This is a genomic window from Sodalis sp. RH14 (assembly GCF_047324285.1).
Classification (GTDB): Bacteria; Pseudomonadota; Gammaproteobacteria; order Enterobacterales; family Enterobacteriaceae; genus Acerihabitans.
On the sequence record NZ_CP178739.1, the window covers coordinates 4,682,171 to 4,705,855 of the forward strand.

18 protein-coding genes are annotated in these 23,685 nt (G+C 60.9%); 4 read left to right on the top strand and 14 right to left on the bottom strand.

What is annotated here, in order from left to right; genetic code table 11:
* Window position 1: 1 nt before the first annotated feature.
* The 10 genes from ptrA to rppH all read right to left on the bottom strand — a co-directional run bounded on the left by ptrA (window position 2) and on the right by rppH (window position 13,217).
* Entirely contained in the window at window positions 2–2,896 is a 2,895-nt protein-coding gene (gene ptrA, locus ACL2XQ_RS21330; RefSeq protein ID WP_413727744.1) for a pitrilysin, read from the bottom strand.
* 82 nt (window positions 2,897–2,978) lie between these two features.
* Complete coding sequence (gene recC, locus ACL2XQ_RS21335) at window positions 2,979–6,392, bottom strand: exodeoxyribonuclease V subunit gamma (protein WP_413739662.1); 3,414 nt, start codon at window positions 6,390–6,392, stop codon at window positions 2,979–2,981.
* Window positions 6,393–6,471: 79 nt separating this feature from the next.
* A complete protein-coding gene (locus tag ACL2XQ_RS21340) occupies window positions 6,472–6,861 on the bottom strand; it encodes a prepilin-type N-terminal cleavage/methylation domain-containing protein (protein ID WP_413729522.1) in 390 nt (129 codons plus the stop codon).
* A gap of 17 nt (window positions 6,862–6,878) precedes the next feature.
* Window positions 6,879–7,304 (bottom strand): DUF2509 family protein, encoded by a 426-nt coding sequence (locus ACL2XQ_RS21345; RefSeq protein WP_413739663.1) that lies wholly within the window; start codon window positions 7,302–7,304, stop codon window positions 6,879–6,881.
* Window positions 7,301–7,870 carry a prepilin peptidase-dependent protein gene (locus ACL2XQ_RS21350; RefSeq protein ID WP_413739664.1) on the bottom strand — a complete coding sequence of 190 codons (570 nt, stop codon included), beginning with the start codon at window positions 7,868–7,870 and terminating at the stop codon, window positions 7,301–7,303. Before ACL2XQ_RS21350 ends, ACL2XQ_RS21345 begins: the two co-directional genes overlap by 4 nt.
* Complete coding sequence (locus ACL2XQ_RS21355) at window positions 7,864–8,361, bottom strand: prepilin-type N-terminal cleavage/methylation domain-containing protein (RefSeq protein WP_413739665.1); 498 nt, start codon at window positions 8,359–8,361, stop codon at window positions 7,864–7,866. Before ACL2XQ_RS21355 ends, ACL2XQ_RS21350 begins: the two co-directional genes overlap by 7 nt.
* Before the next feature lie 197 nt (window positions 8,362–8,558).
* Window positions 8,559–9,353, bottom strand: a complete 795-nt coding sequence (thyA, locus tag ACL2XQ_RS21360; protein WP_410013681.1) for a thymidylate synthase — start codon at window positions 9,351–9,353, stop codon at window positions 8,559–8,561.
* A 6-nt stretch (window positions 9,354–9,359) separates the two neighbouring features.
* Entirely contained in the window at window positions 9,360–10,232 is an 873-nt protein-coding gene (lgt, locus tag ACL2XQ_RS21365; RefSeq protein WP_410013680.1) for a prolipoprotein diacylglyceryl transferase, read from the bottom strand.
* A 195-nt stretch (window positions 10,233–10,427) separates the two neighbouring features.
* Window positions 10,428–12,677 (bottom strand): phosphoenolpyruvate--protein phosphotransferase, encoded by a 2,250-nt coding sequence (ptsP, locus tag ACL2XQ_RS21370; protein ID WP_410013679.1) that lies wholly within the window; start codon window positions 12,675–12,677, stop codon window positions 10,428–10,430.
* Window positions 12,678–12,689: 12 nt separating this feature from the next.
* On the bottom strand, window positions 12,690–13,217 hold the full coding sequence (rppH, locus tag ACL2XQ_RS21375; protein WP_410013678.1) for an RNA pyrophosphohydrolase: 528 nt from the start codon (window positions 13,215–13,217) through the stop codon (window positions 12,690–12,692).
* Window positions 13,218–13,907: 690 nt separating this feature from the next.
* Between rppH and mutH the strand changes: the two genes are divergently transcribed.
* The 4 genes from mutH to ACL2XQ_RS21395 all read left to right on the top strand — a co-directional run bounded on the left by mutH (window position 13,908) and on the right by ACL2XQ_RS21395 (window position 16,826).
* Window positions 13,908–14,600: a DNA mismatch repair endonuclease MutH gene (mutH, locus tag ACL2XQ_RS21380; protein WP_413721345.1), complete on the top strand. Its 693-nt coding sequence runs from the start codon at window positions 13,908–13,910 to the stop codon at window positions 14,598–14,600.
* A gap of 83 nt (window positions 14,601–14,683) precedes the next feature.
* Complete coding sequence (locus tag ACL2XQ_RS21385; RefSeq protein WP_410013676.1) at window positions 14,684–15,406, top strand: TerC family protein; 723 nt, start codon at window positions 14,684–14,686, stop codon at window positions 15,404–15,406.
* Between the two features lie 24 nt (window positions 15,407–15,430).
* Window positions 15,431–15,649, top strand: a complete 219-nt coding sequence (locus tag ACL2XQ_RS21390) for a YgdI/YgdR family lipoprotein (RefSeq protein ID WP_410013675.1) — start codon at window positions 15,431–15,433, stop codon at window positions 15,647–15,649.
* Between the two features lie 136 nt (window positions 15,650–15,785).
* Window positions 15,786–16,826: an NADP(H)-dependent aldo-keto reductase gene (locus ACL2XQ_RS21395; protein ID WP_413739667.1), complete on the top strand. Its 1,041-nt coding sequence runs from the start codon at window positions 15,786–15,788 to the stop codon at window positions 16,824–16,826.
* Window positions 16,827–16,872: 46 nt separating this feature from the next.
* Here ACL2XQ_RS21395 and lplT read toward each other — a convergent pair whose 3' ends face one another.
* The 4 genes from lplT to ACL2XQ_RS21415 form a co-directional block, all read right to left on the bottom strand.
* Window positions 16,873–18,078 carry a lysophospholipid transporter LplT gene (lplT, locus tag ACL2XQ_RS21400; RefSeq protein ID WP_413739668.1) on the bottom strand — a complete coding sequence of 402 codons (1,206 nt, stop codon included), beginning with the start codon at window positions 18,076–18,078 and terminating at the stop codon, window positions 16,873–16,875.
* Window positions 18,075–20,231, bottom strand: a complete 2,157-nt coding sequence (gene aas, locus ACL2XQ_RS21405) for a bifunctional acyl-ACP--phospholipid O-acyltransferase/long-chain-fatty-acid--ACP ligase (protein WP_413721348.1) — start codon at window positions 20,229–20,231, stop codon at window positions 18,075–18,077. Before aas ends, lplT begins: the two co-directional genes overlap by 4 nt.
* A 9-nt stretch (window positions 20,232–20,240) precedes the next feature.
* Window positions 20,241–20,960 (bottom strand): GNAT family N-acetyltransferase, encoded by a 720-nt coding sequence (locus ACL2XQ_RS21410; protein WP_413739669.1) that lies wholly within the window; start codon window positions 20,958–20,960, stop codon window positions 20,241–20,243.
* Window positions 20,961–21,369: 409 nt separating this feature from the next.
* Window positions 21,370–23,631, bottom strand: a complete 2,262-nt coding sequence (locus ACL2XQ_RS21415) for a molybdopterin-dependent oxidoreductase (protein WP_413739670.1) — start codon at window positions 23,629–23,631, stop codon at window positions 21,370–21,372.
* Window positions 23,632–23,685: the final 54 nt, after the last annotated feature.

The following is a 23,685-nucleotide window of genomic DNA, read 5'->3' on the forward strand; positions in this document are numbered from 1 at the left end:
TCTATTGATGAGCAAGCACGGGTAACGTCCTTTGCAGCGCCGAGGCGTTGGGATAAAGCTGCCAGCCCGCGGGCGCGGCATATTCCGCCGGAGCGTGGCCGTCGCCGCTGCCGCCAATCTGGGATAATAGCGCCAGCCCGGTCGGCGCAATCACCGCCTGATGGAAAAAATCAGCCAGCTGCGCGAGCGTCATCTGCCGCAGCGCCGCCACTACTTTAGCACGGGTATCGAAAGACAGGTTATCGCGCTCGATATCATCGGTATATTGTCCCACTTCTTCGGCCAGCGTCTGCGGCTGCTGTAGCAATTGGCTGATAATGCCTTGCTTATACTGCTCGAAATCCGCGGGCGCCATAGCGCGCAGCCGCCGTTCCGCCTCGGGGAAAAACGCCTGGTAACGCTGGTAAAGGTATGCGGGCTGGCGGGTGCCGCTTTGCAGCACAAAACCGATCCCGCCCTGGTCGCCGACAAATACTGGCACCATAAAAATCGCATATCCCAACTGTTCCTGGGTGCGCAGCTGCTGGTAGAACCAGGACTCCACGATTTGCGCCAGCATATAGCTATTAGCCATGCCCTGTATCCGGTCATAGCCGGCGGGGACATACGCCGCGGACAGCGCCGCATCAGAACTGCCGCCCTGTTTTTGCATCACGGCCAGCTGCGGCCGGGTAATCTGCACTTTGTCGGCGCGCCGCCACTGCGTGCCCGTCCAACCTATCTGTTTCTTCAGCTGTGCCGACAGTTCGGTGGCCTGCTGCGGCGTCATATTGCCCACCACCAGCATATCCAGCGCGGTGGGCTTGAACAGGGTTTCGCGGTAATCAATCACATCCTGTACCGTCATGCCGTCAATCAGGGCGCGCCGCTCATCCCGTTCCACATACGGCAGGGCCGACAACACTTTGACCGGGATCATCGCCTGCGCGTACGGCTTCTCTTTTTCCGTGCCGTCCAGCTGCTGGCGATACCAGCTTTTGGCCTGTAACAGCTGATCAACCGTCGGCGTAAAGGTGGCGTAACGCTCCACCAGGCTTAATACCAGTTGCGACAGGCGCTGGGTATACCCCGAGGCTTTAATGGTCAACCCGTCGTTTTCATAGGTGGAAAAGCTGATGCCGCCCACATAGGCCTGATTGCTGAGCTCGGCCAGATCCTGGCTGGCGATATAGTCGTTCAGGGAATAAAGCACCTGATTGCGGGCGGAAGCCATGACGGCGGGATTACGGAAATTGAGGGTGATATCCGCCCGCGGCACGTCGGCGAAATACCGGCTGGGCATATAACGCAGCCGCAGTCCCGGTTCGTCGATCAGCAGTTGCGGATAGGCCGGCGCCGCGGTGGCTTTGATTAATGAAAAATCGCTGGCGATATAGGGATTGAGCGCCGGCAGCGACAGCTGGATATGAGGCTGGGTCTGGCGCCATAACGTCAGCCGTTGCGCCGGGATTTTATCTACCTGGTAAGGCGCGTTGACAAAATAAGCGCTTTTGTTATGCGGCTCGTCCGGACTGATAAACCAGATGCGGGCCTTGTCCGGCGTCATGCCGTCCAGGCGCGCGGCGATGGCCTTGGGATCGTAGCGGTCCGCCACATAGGCGGAATCGAGCACGTGCTGTACCGGCACCCGCAGCATGGAGTCCACCAGCCATTCGATATAATCCATATTGCGGGTAATCACCGGGTAGCGGAAATCCTGTTCCAGCACATGGGCGATCTCATCGAAATATTGCCTCTGTATCCCTTGTTCGCGCAGGGTCTTCAGGTAACTGAAGATTGCCGCCACCACTTCATCCCGTTGCCTGAGCCCTTTATCGCTCAGGGACGTGGCGATGGCGAACACCCCGCCGTTGCGATCGACCATGGGATCGGCGCCCGCGTCTATGGCATCCGCCAGTCCCTGTTTCTGCAACCAGTCAGCCAGGGTGTTCGGACTGCGGTTGCCAATCAGGTAACTGATATAAGTATCGGTTTTACTGCGAAAAGCCTGGCTGTTATTGGTGATGGGAAACTCGATGCGCAGCATTTTCTGCGGCTGCACCGGCTGGTAGTGGATCAGGACGCCGGTTTGCTTTTTTGTCACCGCCGGTGCGGTAATCTTGGGCACCGTGGCGTGGCGGTTGGCCACGCGTCCGTAGGTGGCGGCCGCGATCCGCGCCAATTCGGGCAACGGCTGGTTGCCGTAGATCACCGCCACCATCAGGTTGGCGGAGTAATAACGATGATAAAACGCCTTCAGCGCCTGGTGCAGGTTGCTGCCCGGCTTATCGCGCAGGGTGTCGAGGTTGCCGCCGGAAAAACGCGAGCCGGGATGGGCGGGATTCATGGTTTCGGCGCGGATTTGCGCCATGCGTAAGCCGTCATTGGCGCGGGCCATGGTGAGTTCGGCATCGACCGCATGACGTTCTTTGTCGGCGTTGCCGGGATCGAGCAACGGCTCGGCGATGGCGTCCGCCAGGCGATCGATGGCTGGCTCCAGGGCGTTATTTTCCACCTCGAGGTAAAATGCGGTGCGGTAGGAGGCGGTGCTGGCGTTATGATCGCCGCCGTGCTTTTTCAGGAATTCCGCCAGGTTTTCCGGCTGTGGGTATTTTTTCGACCCCATCAGGATCATATGTTCAAGATAGTGGGCCAGGCCCAACTGGTCATCCGGGTTCTCAAGCGATCCCACCGGCACCGCGATGGCGGACAGCGACTTCACCGCCTGCTTATCGCTGACCAGCAATACCGTCATGCCGTTGGCCAGCCTGACGGCCTGGTACTGGCGTATGTCCTTGCTGCTCTTGCGGATGGTCTCCTTTATCGGCTGCCAGCCGGCGACATCCGCTACGGCAGGCGCAATGCCCAAACAACACAACACAGCACAACTGAACAATCCCACAACCAATCTACGCATTCCACTCTCCAACAACCCTGAAGGGCCGGCCATGGCCTCTTCGCTTATTTCGCGATGTATTTACCGGCTATCGCCGGTGTTGTTAGCTTAACGTGCTTTTTTTCCCCCGTCGTGCCTTTTCGGCTTCCGCCAGATTGAGGCTGAACGGCGCCAGCAGGTAAGTTTGCGCCGCCTGGATAATCGCCTCGACATGCGGCGCGTTGAGTTGCCGCATCAGCCGCTGCAGGTAGGGGTCTTGTCCCTCGCCGGGCGTGTAGCCGTCCCCTTGCCAGGCCTGCATCAGCTTATCGCGCGCCTGGAGCTGGCAGGATTCCCCCCAATCAATGGCGCCCGTACCGTGGTCGTAGCTTTGTGCCAGCCATGCGCCGCCGGCGCGGTGTAATAATAGCAGCGGCGTGCTCATGCCCTGGCCATACCCCGTCACCAGCGTCAGTAAAAACGCTTTCGCCTGCTCCGGCGCCAACGCGGCAAAACGCCACTGGCCCTTAGTGCCGTACATGCGGCTCTCCCCGCCGCCGCCCATGGCGCACCATGCCAGATGCTCCAGCCACAGCGCCATGCCGTCTTTCATCGATAAAACGCCCGGACGCCAGCGCAGCAAGCCGTCGCTCTGCGTCTGGGGCAGCCAGCCGCTCAGTTCGGCGTCGCCCAGCATCAGGCTTATCTCGATGCTTTGCGCCCCATCACGGCGTTGTTCGCGCACCGTTTCAGCCAGCAGGGCCATTTCATCGCGCTGTTTGGCCCAATACAGTTCGCCGAATGCGCCGTAGGGCAGGTATCCGGCCGCCCTGAAGGTACGGTAAAGCCGGTCGGGATCTTCCCCGGCGATAAGCGTATTAAGCAGTTGGTCGTTAAGCTGGTAGCGGTCCAGGCCTTCGACGACAAACGGCTCGTCGGCGGACAGCTCGGTTTCTTCCAGGCGGAAATAGACGCCCAGGCGCTGCTGGAAATAGGCGCGCACCGGGTGGCCGTAAAACCGTTTCAGCACATCAAACGCCAGCAGGGTAACCGGCTGCGGGTCCAGCGGACGGGTAAACTCGGGATGGGGCTTGCCGCCCGCGCTGGCGGCGGGCAGCCACTCCGCGGCAAAACTTTGCTGTTCGGTATCCTTGATAAAATTCTCGGCGGCAAACGGCATGCGGCTGTGCCACTGGCACAGATGCGCGCTGACCCGGGCGGCGCTGGTGTCCACATCCACCGCCTCATCCCCCGGCAGGTAAAAACTCTGCGCGACATACTCGATCAATTCGCTGACCAGCACCGACGGATAGCGTTGACTGTTATCCTGGATCGAACGGCCGATAAAACTGATGTAAAAACGCTGCTGGGCCGACAGCAATGCTTCCAGGAACAGGTAGCGGTCATCGTCGCGGCGGCTGCGGTCGCCCCGTCTCGCCTGGCCGGCCATTAAATCGAACCCCAGCGGCGGCAGCGAACGCGGATAGACGCCGTCGTTCATGCCCAGCAGGCACACAACCTTGAAAGGGATGGATCGCATGGGCATCAGCGTGCAAAAATTAATCGTGCCCGCCAGGAAGCGCTGGCTGACGCGCTGCTGATCCAGCCGGGCGGATAATTCGTCGCGCAGCAGCGTGATCGACAAGGGTTCGTCATAGGCAGCCTGCAGGCCGAATTGCAGGATCTCCTGCCATTGGGTTTCCAGCAGGGCCAGCGCGGCTTCGGTCTCGCTGTCCGGCAGGAAAAAGTCCGCCGCCAGTTCCCGGCAACAGGGCAGCCATCCGGCCAGGTCGCGCGGTTCCCGCAGGATGTCCCGCCAGCGCCTGAGCTGCGCCAGCAATTCCGCCAGATGGCCCACCAGTTCCGCAATCAGCCCGCTTGATTCGTCGTAAGGCAGAATACCTCGCCAGTCCCCGCTATGGCTGTCCATGGCGTACCCCAGCAGCATGCGCGTCAGCCCGAATTGCCAGGTATGCTGGCCGGTGGCGGGCAGCATCAGCTCGCGGATATTATCGTCGTCCAGGCCCCAGCGGATGCCCGACTCGGCGACCCATTGCCGCAGCAACTTCTGCCCGTCCTCGTTAATCGAAAAACGCGCCGCCACCGCCGGCACCTCAAGCAGCGCCAGCACCTGTTCGGCGGCGAAGCGGCTTTGCGGCAGCTCCAGCAAGGACAAAAACGCCGGCAGCGCCGGATGGATATGGCGCGCGCGCCGGTCGGAAATGGCAAACGGCAGATAGCGCCCGCTGCCGGCATGACCGAATACCGCCTGGATCGCGGGCGTATAACGATCGATATCCGCCACCATGACGATAATGTCGCGGGGCGACAGGCTGGGATCGTCGCCGATCATCGCCAGCAGCCGATCGTGCAGCACTTCCACCTCGCGCTGCGGACTGTGGCAGACATGCAGGCTGAGGGAACGATCGGAGGGCTGCAGCAGCCGTTTTGTCCGGCTGTTCTCCAGCGTCTCGCGGGTCATGCCGACCACGGCATGATCTTCCAGTTCCAGTATGTCGCGCTGCAGGGTGGATAGCAGGCCGTCGTCCGGCGGGTCGACAAAGGCGTCCACTTCCTGGACGCCCTCCAGCTGGGCCAGCAGATACAGGTTATCGCGGCCCAGTTTACCCCAGGAAGCCAGCAGAGGATTGCCGACCTGCTGTTCTCCCGCGTCGTTGAACAGCGCCCCGGCTTCCGCCGGCCGGCGGAAAAGGCCCTGTTCCCGTGGCTCCTGGTAATGGGTGCGTTTGCGGTTTTGCAACTTGGCCAGGAAGGCGTAATCGCGGATATCGCCCCAATAATAGCGGCAAGGGTTGGTGAAAAGCAGATGAATGTCGATATGGCGCCCCAACGCCTGCAACGCCTGTAAATAGGTGGGGGGCAAGGCGGAAATGCCGCAGATAAATACGCGTTCGGGCAGGCCCGGCGGACATTCGGCCGCCTCTTCCAGCGTCTGGATAAACCGCGCGTAGAGGTTGGCGCGATGCCAGGGAGATTGCCCGGCCCGGTCGGTGAACGCCACCAGTTCCCGCCACAGGGGGGCTTGCCAGGACTGGGCATCGCCCAGGTCCGGCACCGGCTCTGCGCGCTGCCAGCGCTCCAGCCAGTCCGGCCTGAAGACCAGGTATTGATCGAAAAGATCCGCGATACGGGCGGCAAACTGGAAACATTTACGCCGGTCGCCGTCATCCTTAAGGTACTGGCAGATCACCTCGAACCCGGGCTGCTGGCACAGCTTTGGCAGCAATGCCATCAGTTTCCAGGTCATGGCATCCTTGGAGAACGCGCTCTCCTGCGGGATATCCGGCAATACGCGGGTGAACATTTGCCAGATAAAGCTTGCCGGCAAGGGAAATTCGATATTGGCGGCAATGCCGAACCGCGCCGCCAGCGCCATCTGCATCCATTGGGCCATGCCGGAGCTTTGCACCAGGATCACCTCCGGCTGGAACGGATCGCGCAGCGGACGCCCCTCGATCAGCGCGGCGGCCAGCGCTTTAAGCAAATCCAGCTGGTTTGAATGGTACACCGTAAACATGCCGCCCCCTTTCGCCTGAACCAACGGGTGTTACTCATGCCGACACTCTAGCGGTATTCGCGCTGAAAACAAGCGTTGATCACCCGCCATCGACGGTATCACCCCCACGTCGCTTCGCATCCACGGGCAAACAAAACCATTCGCACAGCGTTGCCCGTTGCCCGCGCGCGGTTGCGACCCCGGCACTGACCCGCGTACAGCCGCCGGCCAGCGGCTGTACGACGATATCGAGCCGCCAACCGGCGGGCAGGTCCATGCTGTCAGCCAGCCTGTCCCGCAGGCTTGGCAGGCGATATCCTTCCAACGCCTGGTGGCTGAGCGTCAACGCCTGGCGGTACTGGCGCACATCTTCCTGCCGGTTCGCCAGCCGCTGCAGATAGTGCAGCATAAACAGCGCCACCAGCGAAAACAACAGTACCGCCATTAATGCTTCCGGCATGCCGTGCCCCCGCTGATGATAGCTTTTCATTACACCTCGCAAAGGATTCAGCCCGGGTGGTAGTCCAGCCAGCCCGCGGGCAGCGGCGTCAGACGCCATGATGTTGCGCCGTCCCCCAACTGCCCCACAGGGCGCATCGCCACCACGCGGTACAGATACACCGGTTCGGCTACACCATCGCCGTGGCCGCGCAGTATCCATCTGCCGCGCGCCCCCGCCAGCAGGCAGGCCTGGAAATTTCCGCCCGGCGGCCGCAGGCATTGCCCGTCCTCCCCCCGCCAGCACTGGCCGGTTCCCCACGACAGCGCGGATTCGGCCTGATGAAAAGCGCTCAGGTAATGCTGTTCATCGGCAATTAACGCCAGGGAAGCATCCATAAAACGCTGCCACGCCGCCAGAGCCGCCATGCCGGTAAACAATACGGCCAGCAGCGCCGCCAGGGAACCGCCGCCCCGCTGCGATTGAGTATTCATCCATTACGCCCGACAACGATCCGGCTGGTCCGATACCCGCCGCCGGGACGATCGCTTTGCACGCCATGCAGCGTGATCCGCCATGCATGGGCCGCCACCGGTTCAAACCTGAGCCTTGTTATCCGCACCTGCCGGGGATCGTGCATATTGGCCCAGCCCGCCTCGTCGCAATGCCTGACGCCCCGCTGGGTTTCCAAAGCGCCGCGATGCAAACGGTAGCCGAAGGTATCGTTGACGACGCGGCCTCCCGCCGTTCTGGCCCCGGTCGGATAAAAGGCGTAACTGACGATCAGGCAGGAATTTTTACGCTCGCCGCGTCGCTGCCCCAGCACGACGCCGGACCGTGCGCAGGGCGGCCGGCAATGACCGGCGCGGCGCAAATCTTTTTCCATGGCCAGCAGGCTGTAATCAATCTGCCGAACCAGCCTGGCCTGTTGCATGCCGCCGTGGCTGAGGCGATGCAATAGCGGCAACAGCCGCAGGCCGGCCAGCAGCAGCAGGGACACCACCGCCAGGGCGCCCAGGGTTTCCGCCAGGCCCGCCCCCCGCTGCGCCCGGTTTAGCACGGCCCGATCCCCGCCCAGCGGCCGTGCTCGCTGCACACCCTGACCCGCCCCTTGCCAGACAGGATAACCCTGATCCTGCCCGCCGGGTTGCTGAGCGTCAGGTGGGCCGGCGTGGCGGTATTGCGCAGTCCCGCCAGGGTAAGGTAGCCGGGCGTGGAAATTTCCAGCCGGATACTCCCGGCGGACGCCTGCCGCCGCAAGGTCATTGCCGGCGCCGGCATAGGGCGCGCCTGCGCGTCCCCACGCGCCTCCAGCGACCAGTCCAGGCCGGTTCGCACCCTGATGCGATAATGATGATTGCCCCAGGCGGCCCGGCACTGTAAACGCTGCATGAAATCCACTATCTGGCGCGCCGCGTGTTCGAGCTGGGATTTATGCTGGTAATGCCGCCAGACAAACGTGCCCGACAGCGCCAGCATCGCCGTCAAGGCCAGCACCAGCATCATTTCAATCAGGGTATAGCCCCGCTGTGACAGGTTGGGAATTTTCATGCACCGCAGGATAGCGGCTATCCATCCCGCCGCGCTACCGGGTAAGACGCAAAGTGCGACGGGCTGTCGCATGGATTTAGGGGAGAGGTGCAAACAGACAAAATATTGCGGGGAGCATAACAAAACTATGGCGCCCCACGGCGCGGCAGGCCCGTTAACCTCCCTTGCAAAGCAGACGTGTTAACGGGCGCGCAATATCAGATTGCCACAGGCGCCTTGATTGGCGGATACGGGTCGTAACCCTGGATATCAAAATCCTCAAAACGGTAGTCGAACAGCGACGCGGGCTTACGCTTGATCACCAGGCGCGGCAGTTCACGCGGCGCGCGCGTCAGCTGCAGGTCGGCCTGCTCCAGATGATTGCTGTACAGATGGGTATCGCCGCCGGTCCAGACAAAATCCCCCACCCGCAGGTCGCACTGCTGCGCCACCATATGCACCAGCAGCGCGTAGCTGGCGATATTAAACGGCAGGCCGAGGAAAATATCGCATGAGCGCTGGTAAAGCTGGCAGGACAGCGTACCGTCCGCGACATAAAACTGGAACAAGGCATGGCAAGGCGCCAGCGCCATCTGATCCAGCTCGCCCACATTCCAGGCGGAAACGATAATGCGCCGTGAGTCGGGGTCCTGGCGCAACTGCTCGATCACCCGGCTCAGCTGATCGATCCGGCGGCCGTCCGCCGCGCCCCAGGCGCGCCATTGCTTACCGTACACCGGGCCGAGATTGCCGTCCTTATCCGCCCACTCGTCCCAAATGGACACATTGTGCTCGTGCAGATAATCCACCTGGGTATCGCCGTTGAGAAACCACAGCAGCTCATAAATGATCGAGCGCAGGTGGCAGCGTTTGGTGGTGACCAGCGGAAAACCCTGCTGCAGGTTAAAGCGCATCTGATGGCCGAAAATCGATAAGGTGCCGGTGCCGGTGCGATCGGCTTTCGGCGTGCCTTGATGCCGAACCAGGCGCATCAGTTCCAAATACTGTTTCATGTGACCTCAGGACAGTTGTTGCTGGGGGCGGCGGCGGTAGGCCCAGATAAACATAATCAGACCGGCGATAATCATCGGCAACGACAGGATTTGCCCCATGCTGATGGCATCGTCGAATAATCCGAGCTGCGCGTCGGGCTGGCGGAAAAACTCCACGATAATGCGAAACGCGCCGTACCCCATCAGAAACAGGCCGGAGACGCTGCCCAGCGGGCGCGGCTTGCGGATAAACACATTCAGGATGATAAACAGCACCACGCCTTCAAGCAGCAGCTCATAAATTTGCGAGGGATGGCGGGGCAATACGCCATACTGGTTAAACAGCGCCTGCCATTGCGGATGCGAAGGCAGCAGGGCCAGATCCTCGGCGCGCGAGCTGGGAAACAGCATCGCCCACGGGGTATCCGTCGTTACGCGCCCCCAAAGTTCGCCGTTGATAAAATTGCCCAGCCGGCCGGCGCCCAGGCCGAAGGGGATCATCGGGGCGATAAAATCCGCCACCTGGAAGAAATGGCGTTTGGTGCGGTGGGCAAACCACAGCATCACGATAATAACGCCCATCAGGCCGCCATGGAACGACATGCCGCCGTCCCATACCTTAAACAGATAAAGCGGATTCTCGAGGAACTGCGGCAGGTTATAGAACAGCACATAGCCGATGCGTCCGCCCAGGAACACGCCCAGGAACCCGGCATACAGCAGGTTCTCCACTTCATCCTTGGTCCAGCCGCTGCCGGGCCGGTTGGCGCGGCGCACCGCCAGCCACATGGCAAAGACGAAACCGACCAGGTACATCAGGCCGTACCAATGGAGCGACACCGGTCCCACGGAAAAAATCACCGGGTCAAACTGCGGGAAGGCCAGATAATTCATTGTCATTCATCACCACGATTTAAGTCATTTTCACCGCGTCGGTGCGACGGGGCGGCAGGCCGTTCGGTCACGAAAAAGCGTCGCGTCGCCGTGCGCCTGGTTCGTCCGATGGCGGCATATCATAGCATAGCGGCCTAATGTTCGCGGCGGGGCGACGGAAAATTTACGCGTTTTTAATATCGGGTTGCGCCGCCGGCCGTCCTACCTGCCGCCGCGGATAAGACCGCCCAGCCCGCGGCGCTCCAGAAACGCCGCCACCTGATGACGCACATCGATGGCATTTTGCGCGGTGAGCACCCGTTCCACCAGGGTAACGGCGTCGCCGAGCTCCACATTACGCAGCAGGTATTTGATGCGGGCGACGCTGCGTCCATTCATGCTGAGGGTACGATAACCCATGCCGGCCAGCAGCAGCGCGCCCATGGGGTCGCCGGCCATTTCGCCGCACAGGCTGCAATCGAGCCCCAGCAGGCGGCACTCGGCGACGATTTTCACCAATACCTGCAGCATGGCCGGATGCAGGCTGTCGTACATGGCCGCCACCCGGGTATTGTTGCGATCCACCGCCAGCAGGTACTGGGTCAGGTCATTACTGCCCACCGAGACAAAATCCACCCGGTTGATCAACAGCGGCAGCATAAACACCATGGCGGGCACTTCAATCATCACCCCGATGCGCAGCGGCGGCAGCGCGTACCCCAGCATGTCCTCCACCTCGCGCCCGGCGCGGTCGATGAGGCGCCGCGCCTCGTCGATTTCGTCGACGCTTGTGATCATCGGCAGCAGGATACTGAGATTACCGGTAGCCGCGTTGGCCCGCAGCATGGCGCGCACCTGGATGAGGAAAATTTCCGGTTGATCGAGCGTGATGCGGATACCGCGCCAGCCCAGGCAGGGATTTTCCTCATTAAGCGGCGCCATATAGGGCAGTTGCTTATCCGAGCCGACATCCAGCGTGCGCAGCGTCACCGGCTTGGCCGGGAACAGCTGCAACATGCCCTGGTATTGCGCGACCTGTTCATCCTCGGACGGAAATCCGCTTTGCAGCATAAACGGAATTTCGGTGCGGTAGAGGCCGACGCCGTCCACGCGATTGCCCAGACGCTGTTCATGTCCGGCGCTCAGGCCGGCGTTAAGCATCACCTGGATGCGCTCGCCGCTTTTCATGGTCGCCGGCTGTTCCACATCGTCTTCCGCCAGGCGGCTGAGCTGTTTTTCCTCGCTGATTAAACGCTGGTACTCTTGCACCAGCACCGGTTCGGGATCCACCAGCAGCTCGCCGCGATAACCGTCCACCACCAACAGCCGCTGGTTTAGCAGCGCCGGCTGGATATCGGCGCCCATAACGGTTGGGATGCCCATGGCCCGCACCAGGATGGCGGCATGAGAATTGGCGGCGCCGTCCCTGACCACCACGCCCACCATTTTGTCCTGCGGCATCTCGGCCAGCAGTGTGGCGCTCAGCTCATCGGCCACCAGGATAAAACGCGACGGCCAGGGCGTCTCGCCCTGGATGTTATCGCCCAGATGAAACAGCAGGCGTTGCCCGAGGGCGCGTAAATCGCCGGCGCGCTCGCGCATATAGCTGTCGTTCAACTGCGCGAACTGCTCGGCGAACAGCTCGATAACTTGTTTTACCGCCCATTCGGCCATGGCGCCGGCATCGATTCGCGCAAACAGCTCACGCTTTAAGCGCGCGTCGTTAAGCAAATGGGAGTAAAGATCGAAAATCGCCGCGCTGTCTTTTTGCGCATTGGCGGTGAAACGCTTGCTAAAACGGCGGAACTCCGCCGCCGCTTCGCCGAGGGCGAGCGTCAGGCGCTCGCGCTCGCGCGCGCTGTCCAGCGACGAGGCTTGAAAAACCTGATCGAGCGAAGGCTGGCTGTTGTCCACCCACCCCTGGGCTATCGCCACGCCGGGGGCGGCGGCCAGCGCGCGGATGCGCGTCTGGCGGTATTGGCCGAACAGCGCGTTGAGCTGGGATTGCGACAAAATACCGGCCATTTGCGTGGCCAGCGTCACCATAAAGGATTCTTCGCTTTCGTCGAACTGCCGATGTTCGCGCTGCTGCACCACCAATACGCCCAGCAGTTGGCGGCGGTGGATAATCGGCACGCCGAGGAAGGAGCGGAAACGCTCTTCTTTTACCGCCGGAATGTACTGGAAGCTGGGATGGTTATGGGCATCGGCCAGGTTGATGGGCTCCGCCAGGCGGCCCACCAGCCCGACGATCCCCTGGTCGAAAGCCAGCGTGATGGTGCGCCCGCGCGGTTTTTGCAAACCACGCGTGGCCATCAGGTAGTAGCAGCGGCGATCGTTATCGGCCAGATAAACCGAACAGACTTCGGTATCCATCGCCAGACAGGTCTCATTGACCAGAATTTCCAGCGTATCCGACAGGCGCGGCGCGGCGGCGACCTTTTCAACGATTTCCCGCAAGCGCGTGAGCATATTCTGCGTGGCTTAACCCCTCTTCCGTCTGTAGCCTGGGAGAGTCCGTTGCACAGCGCTTTCCTGCAACGGCATGACAATAGTAGAAAACTCTTTCATTACCCGGCGGTAAACGTCCCGCTTAAAAGAAACCACCTGGCGCACCGGGTACCAGAAACTGACCCAGCGCCAGCCGTCGAACTCAGGGGTGCCCCCGCGCTGCATATTGATATCGGCGTCCGGGCACATGAGCTGCAGCAGGAACCATTTTTGCTTCTGGCCGATACAAACCGGCTTGGTGTCCCAGCGTACCAGACGCTTCGGCAGCTTGTAACGCAACCAGTTACGGGTGGAGGCCAGTATGCGCACATCCTTACGGCTCAGCCCGACCTCTTCGTACAGTTCACGGTACATGGCCTGTTCCGCGGTTTCGCCGGGATTAATGCCGCCCTGGGGAAACTGCCATGAGTGCTGCCCATATCTCCTGGCCCATACCACCTGCCCATCACGATTACAGATCACAATACCAACATTCGGGCGGTAGCCATCATCATCGATCACCGGACTACCTCGATTACATAAAATGCAAGATAGCCTGATTGTTTCACACTCGCTCAATACGGTAAACCACTGCTTTTAAGGAATGTCCGACTTCCTGGACGTCGAATGGCGTCCGGATGCGGCATGGTTATCAACAGCCGGGGATAACTGCCGGTGCTTTTATTCACTTTTTCTGTGGATAGGTATGTGCAGAACACTGGGTTAAAGAGGGAAAACTTTTCGCCGCGCGCCGGCTTTGCAAAACGCGCCGCGGGAAAACACAATGATTTTCAATCGCCTGTTGCCGGATCCCGCCGTGGGAACGATCGTGCGGGATCCCCCTGTCCACCGGTTGCGCGCGATGAGGTTAAAAAACAGACGATGATGATTTTATCCACAAATTATGCTGTAAAGCGCGGCGATATATGTACAAACCTGTAAAAAACAGGGGCGTCAAGGCTGTAAATAGTGACAGTAGTGCCAGTTTATTAGGTTTATCCCATACTTCTGTGGATAACATGGTGTAAGATCCTGTTCATTGTCGCCCGCTTCAGGTGTACAACCTCGGGCGCGCCGGCGGCAAAACGCGATCGGCGCTTAAAAAAGAGTGTGAAATCATGCTATTATTTATGGCTGATGATTAAATGCCGATCCTGGGTCGGACGGCCCCGGCGGCCGATTAGTTTTTATACAGCACGCGGATAACTGTTTATGACCCTTCCCCTCATCGCCACACCGATCCTCCCGCCGGGGGACGAAATAGAGCTATTGGCGCGCGCCAGCGCCCTGGCGGGCTATAATCTGGGTGAACTGGCGGCGCACGCGGGCCTGGTGCTGCCGGCCAACCTGAAACGTGATAAAGGCTGGATCGGCGTCTTGCTGGAACGTTACCTGGGCGCCAGCGCGGGCAGTAAACCCGAGCAGGATTTTGCCGCCATCGGGGTGGAACTGAAAACCATACCGGTCGACAGCCGCGGCCGCCCCCTGGAAACCACCTTTGTCTGTGTCGCGCCGCTGACCGGCAACAGCGGCGTCACCTGGGCGTCCAGCCATGTCAGGTATAAGCTGGCCAGGGTACTGTGGATACCGGTGGAAGGCGAACGCGCGATCCCGCTCACCCGGCGCCGTATCGGCACGCCGCTGCTGTGGAGTCCCAGCGCCGAGGAAGAATCGCTGTTGCAAAATGACTGGGAGGAATTAATGGATTTAATCGTACTCGGGCGCGTGGAACATATCACCGCGCGCCACGGCGAGGTGCTGCAGTTGAGGCCCAAGGCCGCCAATAGCCGGGCGCTGACCAGGGCCATCGGCGAATTCGGCCAGCCGATCATGACGTTACCGCGCGGGTTTTACCTGAAAAAGACCTTCACCGGGCCAATGCTGGCACGGCATTTCCTGATGTAAATGCATTTTACCTTGCCTGCTGCCCTTTGGACCTGTTTATAATATTCGTTTAAGCTTCGTTTACATTTAGGTAATGGATCACAATGTTTGATTGGATCGTGGATCCCGATGCGTGGCTGGCGCTGGGAACACTGACTGTTCTGGAAATCGTCCTTGGTATTGATAATATCATTTTTCTCTCCCTGGTCGTCGCCAAGCTGCCCGCGAGGCAGCAAGCCAAAGCCCGCCGTCTGGGCCTGTTCGGCGCCATGGTCATGCGGCTTTGCCTGCTGGCGTCCATTTCGTGGGTGATTCGCCTTACCTACCCGTTGTTTACCGTTTTCGCGACCGAGGTATCGATCCGCGACCTGATATTACTGCTGGGAGGATTGTTCCTTATCTGGAAATCCTGCCGGGAGATCCACCAGGCGCTGGAAGGGGGCGAAGCCGATCAAAGCACCAATGTCAGTTCGTTTCTCGGCGCCATCACGCAAATCATGCTGCTGGATATTATCTTCAGCCTGGATTCGGTGATCACCGCCGTCGGCCTGTCCAATCACCTGTTTATCATGATGGCGGCGGTGGTGATCGCGGTGGGCGTGATGATGTTCGCCGCGCGGCCGATAGGAGAGTTCGTCGCCCGCCATCCCTCGGTCAAGATGCTGGCGCTGGCGTTCCTGATTTTAATCGGCTTTACCCTGATCCTCGAAAGCGTTGATATTCATGTACCTAAAGGCTACATTTATTTTGCGATGTTTTTCTCTATGGGCGTCGAGGCGCTGAACCTTCTCAGGAATAAGAAAGTCAGCCACGCCCGTCGTAATTGATCCAATGCTTAACATGGACATAACATGAATAAAAAAGTGGCAATCGTATCGGCGGTGTTATTCACCGTCATGCTATCGGGCTGCGCCAGTGATTATGTGATGGCGACCAAGGACGGCCGGATGATTTTGACCCAGGGCAAACCTAAACTGGATAAGTCCACCGGCCTGATTCGCTATACCGACGAGCAGGGCAATGATATGCAGATTAACGGTAATGAGGTATCGCAGATGATCGCGCGCTGAGCGTTCGGCGCCCTTGTCGGTTAAACATCCCCGCCCGCCCATTTTGCGCTTTTCCCCGCGCCCTGGCTTGGTTATAGTCTGATCGGGCGGCGCCTGTTGACGCCTGATCTTTTCAGACATTAAGGAACAAGCCTCAATGCATTATCACCGTATTCCCCATAGTTCACTAGAAGTCAGCGTTCTGGGATTGGGCACCATGACCTTTGGCGAGCAAAATACGCAGGCCGATGCCCATGCGCAGCTGGATCATGCCGTTGCCGCCGGGGTGAATCTGATCGACACGGCTGAAATGTATCCGGTGCCGCCGCGCCCCGAAACCCAGGGACTGACCGAAACCTATATCGGCAATTGGCTTAAGCAACGGGGCGGACGGGAAAAAATCATCCTGGCCAGCAAGGTCGCCGGCCCCACGCGCGGCAATGACGCCGGCATCCGGCCCCAGCAGATACTGGATCGCAAGAATATCCGCATGGCGCTGGACGCCAGCCTGCAGCGGCTGGGCACCGATTATCTCGATCTCTACCAGGTGCACTGGCCGCAGCGCGCCACTAACTGCTTCGGCAAACTGAATTACCAGTACACCGACGAAAAACTGGCGGTAACCATACTCGAAACGCTGGAAGCGCTGGCCGAGCAGGTACGGGCGGGGAAAATCCGCTATCTCGGCATCTCCAACGAGACACCCTGGGGCGCCATGCGTTATCTGCAGTTGGCGGAAAAGCACGATCTGCCGCGCATCGTCACGGTGCAGAATCCCTACAGCCTGTTGAACCGCAGTTTTGAAGTGGGCATGGCGGAAATCAGCCAGTTTGAAGGGCTGGAGCTGCTGGCCTATTCCAGCCTGGCCTTCGGCACGCTGACCGGTAAATACCTCAATGGCGCCAAACCGGCGGGCGCGCGCAATACGCTGTTCAGCCGCTTTACCCGCTACAGCGCGCCCCATACCCAGCAGGCGATTGCCGAATATGTGGCGCTGGCGCAGCGCTACGGCATTGACCCCGCGCAGATGGCGCTGGCGTTTGTGCGCCGGCAACCGTTTGTGGCGTCTACCCTGCTGGGCGCCACTTCCCTGGAACAGTTACAGACCAATCTCGATAGCCTGGAACTGACGTTAAACGACGAGATTATCGCCGAACTGGAATACATCCATCAGCGCTTTACCATCCCGGCGCCTTAACCCGCACGGAGCGGCGCTATCGGTCGCTCCGCGTGTCGCCACGGCTTCAGCCGGCGGTTTTGCCGGCGCGGGTGGTCAGCCACAGCAAGGCAATCGCCAGCGCGAATACGACGCCGAAGCCCACCCCGATAATCACGGCCGGCACGCCAAGCCTGACCACCAGCGAATACAGCCCCAGCATCAGCAGCATGGCGATATTCTCGCCGAAATTCTGCACCGCGATGGCATTGCCCGCGCCTACGCTCTCCTTGCCGCGCTGTTGCAGCAGCGCATTTAACGGCACGATAAAAAAGCCGCCCAGGATACCGATCAGCGCCAGCAGCAGATACGACGGCAACAAATGATGTTGCAGGCAAAGCGCCACCACCACCACGCCCATCAGGATGCCCGCCGGCATGCAGCGCCGTACCGTCTCAAGCGTGACCAGCCTGGCCGCGGCGCCGGCGCCGAACACGATGCCCACCGCCACCATGGCGTTGAGGGTGGTCGGCGTGGCGTTATCGTTAATGCCCAGCGCCACCGGCACCCAGAGCACCAGCAGGAAACGCAGGGTCACCCCGGCGCCCCAGAACAGGCTGGTGCCGATCAGGGAAAAGCGGGTGTAGCCGTCGCGCCAGAGCAGGCGGCAGGCGGTGCCGAAATGGCCCGCCATGCGCGCCGGATGCCAGGAGCTGTCCTTGCGCGCCGCGGGCAGGCGCGGGATAAACAGATTGGCCGCCACCGCCACGCCATAGGTCAGGGAGCAGACCGCCAGCGCCGTGATCAGATGCCAGTCGGCCAGTACCCCGCCGGCCACGGAACCGGTCAGGATGGCGGCAATGGTCGAGGCTTCGATCAGGCCGTTGGCCTTGACCAATTGCCCGCCCTGGGTCAATTCGCCCAGAATGCCGTATTTGGCCGGCGAGTAAGCCGCCGCGCCAATCCCCACCAGGCAATAACCGATAAACGGATTAAAACCGAAACAGATAAGCAGCGCGCCGGCAAGCTTCAGGGAATTAGCCGCCATCATCACCCGGCCCTTGGCGAAATTGTCGGCGAACTGGCCGACAAAGGGTGCCAGCACGATATAGGCGGCGACAAACAACATTTGCAGCACCGGCTGGCTCCACGCCGGATATTGCTGTTCCTTGATCAATGCAATGGTGGCGAACAGCAGCGCATTATCGCCAAACGCGGAAAAAAACTGCGCGGACATGACCGCCAGCATCGGTCGGGATAATACGCCCGCCGGAGTGGTTACAGATGGGTTCATCCCTGTGGCTCCGTGGCTTCCGCCATTTTTTTCAAGGCTACATAATCGGGCTTGCCGCTGCCGAGCAACGGCAGCGCGTCGAGGTGGCGGATATCCCGCGGCACGTAGATTTCGGCAATACCGTCCTGCCGGGCCTGCTGGAACAGCTTCTCCCGCGTCAGCGCGGCATCGGTGGTAAACAGCACCAGGCCCTCGCCCTTGGCTTTATCGTTTTTGGCGGATGCGCCGTGCCGTGCGTCCGGCGATACCTTCAGGGCCAGTTGCTCGACGCTTTCCAGGGACACCATTTCGCCGGCCAGCTTGGCAAAGCGTTTTACCCGGCCCTGGATGGCGCAAAATCCCTGGGCGTCCAGGGTGACGATATCGCCGGTGTCGTACCAGCCCTCTTCGCGCACCCCCTGTTCGTTGTCGGCCGCCGGCGTTTCCAGGATGCCGGGATGTTCCACCCGCAGGTAGCCGCGCATGATATTGGGCCCGCGCAGCTGCAGCCGCCCGCCTTGTTCAATGCCCGGCACCGCGATGATCCGCGCCTGCATGCCCGGCAGGATCTGGCCGACGGTATGAGGCTTCGCCGCCAGCGGAACATTGATCGCCACCACCGGCGCGCATTCCGTGACGCCATACCCCTCCAGAATGCGGATGCCGAACTTTTCCTGCCACAGCAAGCGGGTGTTTTCGGACAATTTTTCCGCCCCGGCGACCACATAACGCACCCGGGCGAAATCATACTGGTGTGCCAGACGGCCGTACTGCGCCAGGAAGGTGGAGGTGCCGAACAGCACGGTACAGTTCTGGTCGTAAACCAGCTCGGGAATAATGCGATAATGCAGCGGGCTCGGATAAAGCAGCACCCGCGCCCCGGTGAGCAGCGGGGTCAGCAAACCGACGGTGAGGCCGAACGCATGGAACAGCGGCAGCGCCGACATAAATTTGTCACGCGGGGTAAAATCGGCCACCGTGCGGATTTGCTCGATATTGGCCAGGATGCCGTCATGGGAATGGACCACGCCTTTCGGCGTGCCTTCCGAACCGGAGGTAAACAGCACCAGCGCGCTGTCGCCGGGCTGTTGCGCCACCTCGGCCCGGTCCGGGAACAGTAAATGCCCAAGGATCCACAGCTTATCCCGCAGCGTCACCTGATCTTTCAGATCCTCCAGATAGACCCAGCGCGCCCCGGTTACCTGTTCCGGCAGGCCGGCCAGCTTGGCTTTGTCCAGGAACTGGCGGGAAGTGACGATAGTATTGATGGTGGCGGCTTTAAGCGCGTTGTTGATGCCGCTGGCGCCGGAGGTATAGTTCAGCAACGCGGGAATGCGTCCGCGCAGACCGGCGCCGAGGATAACGGCGGCGGTAATGGTGGCGTTGGGCAGCAGCAGGCCGACATGCTCGCCGCGGGCGGTAAAACGTTCGAGAATCCGGCTGACGCCGAAGATTTTTTTCAATAATCCGCGATAACTGTCCGGACTGAAGGCGATATCCTCGATGCAGGGCTTGCCGACGCCATAGCGCCGGGCCGCCGCCAGCAGCGCCTGATACAACGTCTGCCGGGGCCGGGAGGCCATGCGCGCCTCCATCATGATGCGATGCAGGTTCTCGCCGGCCAGCCGGCGGCGATCGCGCGCCCTGGGCGCCGCGGGCATCGGCAGTGACACCGGGGCCTGCAGATGAAGGGTGATTTTGGGAAACCAGTGGCGCTTGATGATGCCGCCCATGCGGCTGAACGGCGTCAGTTCCGGCCCATCCAGCCAGACCGGCACCACCGTTGCGCCCGAACGGGACGCAACGAACGCCGCCCCATCGTAGATTTTCATCAGCGACCCGGTGACCGAAATGCGCCCCTCGGGGAAGACCACGATCGGCCGGCCGCTGCCGACATACTTGATAAGCTGCTTAATGCTGAGCGGCTTGGTGGGGTCGAGCGGCAGGATATCCACATAACGTTTTACCACGCGCATATACCATACGTCGGTAATCGTGGAATAAATGGCGAATACCGGTTTTACCGGCAAAAACAGCGCCAGCAGAATACCGTCCATAAACGAGACATGATTTGGGGTAATCATGATCTTCGGCTGCTGCAATACCCGCGTATCGCCAACCAGTTCCACCCGATAAAGCAGCCGGAACAGCCGGCGCAACACAGAAAAAAGCATACCATCTCCTTATTGGTTTGCGGACCTGAAATCCGCCAGCGGCCGCTTTTGCCTGCCTTCGGCGCTAAAATTATCGCTATCCAGCCAGGCCCGCAACGCCCGGCCGACGGCCGGCCATTCGCTGTCGATAATGGAATACCAACAGGTATCGCGATTGTGTCCTTTGGCCACCACCGCCTGGCGGAAGGTGCCCTCGTATTGAAACCCCAGCCGGCGGGCCGCCTGGTTGGAAGGCTGGTTCAGGCTATGGCATTTCCATTCGCAGCGCCGGTAACCCAGGGTGTCAAAGCTATAGCTTAGCAGCAGGCTGATGGCTTCGGTGCCGCAGGGCGATCGTTTCATCAGCGGCGACCAGTTAACCCAGCCGATTTCCAGCACGCCGTTGGCCGGGTCGATGCGCATCAGCGCCACCGAGCCCGCCGCCAGCCCGGTAGCCTGGTCGATGACCGCGTAAAACAGCGGATCGCCGCTGGCCGCATTGGCGGCGATCAGGGCATCGCACGCGGCGAGGGTCGCCGGCCGGCGGCGGGAAAAGTAGGTCCAGTCGCGTTCGTCGGCGATACTGTGCCAGGCGCTGAACAGCGCCGGGCTATGGGTTAACGCCAGCGGCTCCAGGCGGCAAAAACGCCCGGCCAGGGTAATTTTTTGCGGCAGCGGACGGGACTGCCAGTCCGCAAGCCGGGCGCCGATAGGCTGGCCGTATTCATTTACCAACGTTGCCTGTTGCATAATGTGGTCCTTTTGCCTGGTAACCGGTGAAGAGAAAAAAAAGCGGCGCACAAAAGGTATTACAACCTAAAAGCGGTCATACATAAAGTCCGGGATAACAATAGCGTGCGGCGGGAACTGAAAAGCGCGGGCAAAAAAAAACCTACGCATCCGCGTAGGTTGGTGCAACTGAAATGGTTTCAACATACAGAGTATGCTGATTTCTCACCAATCAATACCTCTGGGAGTACCTACTCTATAGTCCGTCACCCGATTACACTACCGCATAATCGCAAGATTACCGCTCGAAATGAAACCAACTGTAAAATTTACCCCATCATTGATTCCATTCGGCCAGGTTATCGCCCGGACCGTCTAAAACAATGCGGTCGCGGCTGGTCACGGCCGGCGGCGGCGACGGCGTTCAGCCTTACCGCCTGCGCACTTCCACCAAGCAACCCATGGCGTTGGGGCCCTGGGTCAGCGGCGAGGTGCCGATATCCAGCGTCAGCGCATTGGGATTGCCGGACTGTTCAATACCGGCCTCATCGCCCTGCCGCCCCGGCGAAAACCAGGAGCCGGTGGCCATGAGGATAACGCCGGGCGCCACCCCGTCATTATGCCTGGCGCCCGCCAGGATCCGGCCGCGCTGGTTATACACCTCCACTATTTCGCCGTCCTGGATGCCGCGGCGGCGGGCATCGTCGGGATGAATATGGAGCGTCTCCTTGCCGGCGGTTTTATTTCCCTGGGCCAGGGGCGCGGGATCAAGCTGGCTATGCAGCCGATCTTTAGGCTGCAGGCTAATCAAATGCAGCGGATAGGTTGCGGCCAGCGCGCTGCCCAGCCATTCCGCCGGCGGCTGCCATTGCGGATGCGGGGCGAAATCGGCATAACCAAAACCGGCGATGGCGGCGCTGAACAGCTCGATGCGCCCGCTCGGCGTTTTCAGCGGATGCGCGAGCGGGTCGCGGCGAAAATCCCCCAGCAGGATAAAATCCTGCGCGGGCGCGGGCACCTTGATATGGCCTTCCCGCCAGAACTGCGCGAACGCCGGCCACGCATGGCCGGCGCGGGCGTGGGATTCGGCGCTTTGGCGGTAGAGATGCTCTATCCAGTCCTGTTCGTCCCGTCCGCCGGTAAATGCCGCGCGATAGCCCAGGCGATCGGCCAGATCGGCGAAGATATCCATATCGTTACGCGCCTGGTGCCGCGGCTCCACGGCCTTATGCATCGCCAGCACGTAACTGTCGCGCGAAGACCCGCCGATATCGTTGCGCTCAAGGGAGGTGGTCGCCGGCAGGACGATATCGGCAAGCTTCGCCGCCGGCGTCCACCAGATATCCTGCACCACCACGGTATCGGGTTTGCTCCAGCCCGCCAGCAGGCGGTTAAGCTGCTGGTGGTGATGGAAGGGATTGCCGCCCGCCCAGTGGATCATATGGATATCCGGATAGCGCCGGTCCTCGCCCTGAAAGGTGTAATGTCCGCCGGGATTGAGCAGCATATCGGCGATGCGCGCCACGGGAATGGTCAGGCCGGCGGCGGCGTTCGGCCCCAGCGGCAGGGTCGGCGCCTGGGCGTCCAGGCGCGGATTGCCCACGCCGTTCATCGAACCGTGGCCGAAGGCAAAACCGCCCCCCGGCAGGCCAACCTGCCCCAGCATGGCGGACAGGGCAATCACCATCCAATAGGGTTGTTCGCCCCGGTGCGCCCGCTGGACGGCGTAAGAACAGGTCATAAAACTGCGCACGCCGATAAGCTGGCGCGCCAGGCGTGCAATGCGCGCCTCGGGTATGCCGGTAATGGCGCTGGCCCAGGCCGGCGTTTTGCCGATGCCGTCATCCTGCCCGCGCAGATAGCCGGCCAGCTGTTGATATCCGACGCAATAGCGGGCCAGAAAGGCGTCATCCTGCGCGCCGAGGCGCTGGATTTCATAGGCCAGCGCCAGCATCAGCGCCACGTCGGTGTTCGGCCGGATGGGGATCCACTCCGCCTGGAGGAACGCCGGGCAATCATCACGAGTCGGACTGATATTGATAACCGGCGTGCCTTTAGCCGCCAGTTGCTTAAGCCAGGGTTTCAGCGTGTGCTCGGCCGCGCCGCCCGACGAAACCTGGGCATTCTTCAGCGCCAGGCCGCCAAAGGCGATAAACAGCTGGCAGTGCGCAATCACGCTGGGCCAGGCGGTGACGCGCCCGGTTAACGGACTGAAGGTGCCGATGACATGCGGCAGGAAAAACTGCGCGGCGCCCCAGCTGTAGTTGCCCGCCTGGTCTACCGCCCCGCCGCCGGCAAAATAAAAGCGCCTGACCAGCGAGCGGGCATGATGGACCCGGCCGGCGGAAGACCAGCCGTAGGAGCCGGTAAAAATGCCGGACGCGCCGTAGCGATCGCGCACCCGCCGGTTCTCATCGGCAATCAGGTCCAGCGCCACATCCCAGCTGACATTGACAAAGGCTTCCCGGCCGCGCAGCGCGCCGTCGCTGCGCTCCCTTTTTTGCAGCCAGGAGCGGCGCACCGCCGGCTGGCGGATCCGCTGGTCCGAGTATAGCATCGGCGCAATGGAGTCCAGCAGCGGCGACGGGTCCGGATCGCCGGCGAAGGGCTCGCAGCCGATTAACCTGCCGTCCTCAACCACTGCGGTAAACGCCCCCCAATGGGCCAGATGGGGGAAACGTGAAATAGCCATGCTATTGGTGTCTTGTTCAGGAATTGAAACATAAAACTAACATTAATCGCCCCC

What these genes read in the sequence shown, in the direction of transcription:
- lgt (WP_410013680.1), bottom strand. Translation starts at nt 10,232, where the DNA reads ATGACAATGAATTATCTGGCCTTCCCGCAGTTTGACCCGGTGATTTTT.
- ACL2XQ_RS21410 (WP_413739669.1), bottom strand. Translation starts at nt 20,960, where the DNA reads ATGCAACAGGCAACGTTGGTAAATGAATACGGCCAGCCTATCGGCGCC.
- ptsP (WP_410013679.1), bottom strand. Translation starts at nt 12,677, where the DNA reads ATGCTCACGCGCTTGCGGGAAATCGTTGAAAAGGTCGCCGCCGCGCCG.
- thyA (WP_410013681.1), bottom strand. Translation starts at nt 9,353, where the DNA reads ATGAAACAGTATTTGGAACTGATGCGCCTGGTTCGGCATCAAGGCACG.
- ACL2XQ_RS21345 (WP_413739663.1), bottom strand. Translation starts at nt 7,304, where the DNA reads ATGAATACTCAATCGCAGCGGGGCGGCGGTTCCCTGGCGGCGCTGCTG.
- ACL2XQ_RS21340 (WP_413729522.1), bottom strand. Translation starts at nt 6,861, where the DNA reads ATGAAAAGCTATCATCAGCGGGGGCACGGCATGCCGGAAGCATTAATG.
- ptrA (WP_413727744.1), bottom strand. Translation starts at nt 2,896, where the DNA reads ATGCGTAGATTGGTTGTGGGATTGTTCAGTTGTGCTGTGTTGTGTTGT.
- ACL2XQ_RS21355 (WP_413739665.1), bottom strand. Translation starts at nt 8,361, where the DNA reads ATGAAAATTCCCAACCTGTCACAGCGGGGCTATACCCTGATTGAAATG.
- recC (WP_413739662.1), bottom strand. Translation starts at nt 6,392, where the DNA reads ATGTTTACGGTGTACCATTCAAACCAGCTGGATTTGCTTAAAGCGCTG.
- lplT (WP_413739668.1), bottom strand. Translation starts at nt 18,078, where the DNA reads ATGAACCCATCTGTAACCACTCCGGCGGGCGTATTATCCCGACCGATG.
- ACL2XQ_RS21395 (WP_413739667.1), top strand. Translation starts at nt 15,786, where the DNA reads ATGCATTATCACCGTATTCCCCATAGTTCACTAGAAGTCAGCGTTCTG.
- ACL2XQ_RS21385 (WP_410013676.1), top strand. Translation starts at nt 14,684, where the DNA reads ATGTTTGATTGGATCGTGGATCCCGATGCGTGGCTGGCGCTGGGAACA.
- mutH (WP_413721345.1), top strand. Translation starts at nt 13,908, where the DNA reads ATGACCCTTCCCCTCATCGCCACACCGATCCTCCCGCCGGGGGACGAA.
- aas (WP_413721348.1), bottom strand. Translation starts at nt 20,231, where the DNA reads ATGCTTTTTTCTGTGTTGCGCCGGCTGTTCCGGCTGCTTTATCGGGTG.
- ACL2XQ_RS21390 (WP_410013675.1), top strand. Translation starts at nt 15,431, where the DNA reads ATGAATAAAAAAGTGGCAATCGTATCGGCGGTGTTATTCACCGTCATG.
- ACL2XQ_RS21415 (WP_413739670.1), bottom strand. Translation starts at nt 23,631, where the DNA reads ATGGCTATTTCACGTTTCCCCCATCTGGCCCATTGGGGGGCGTTTACC.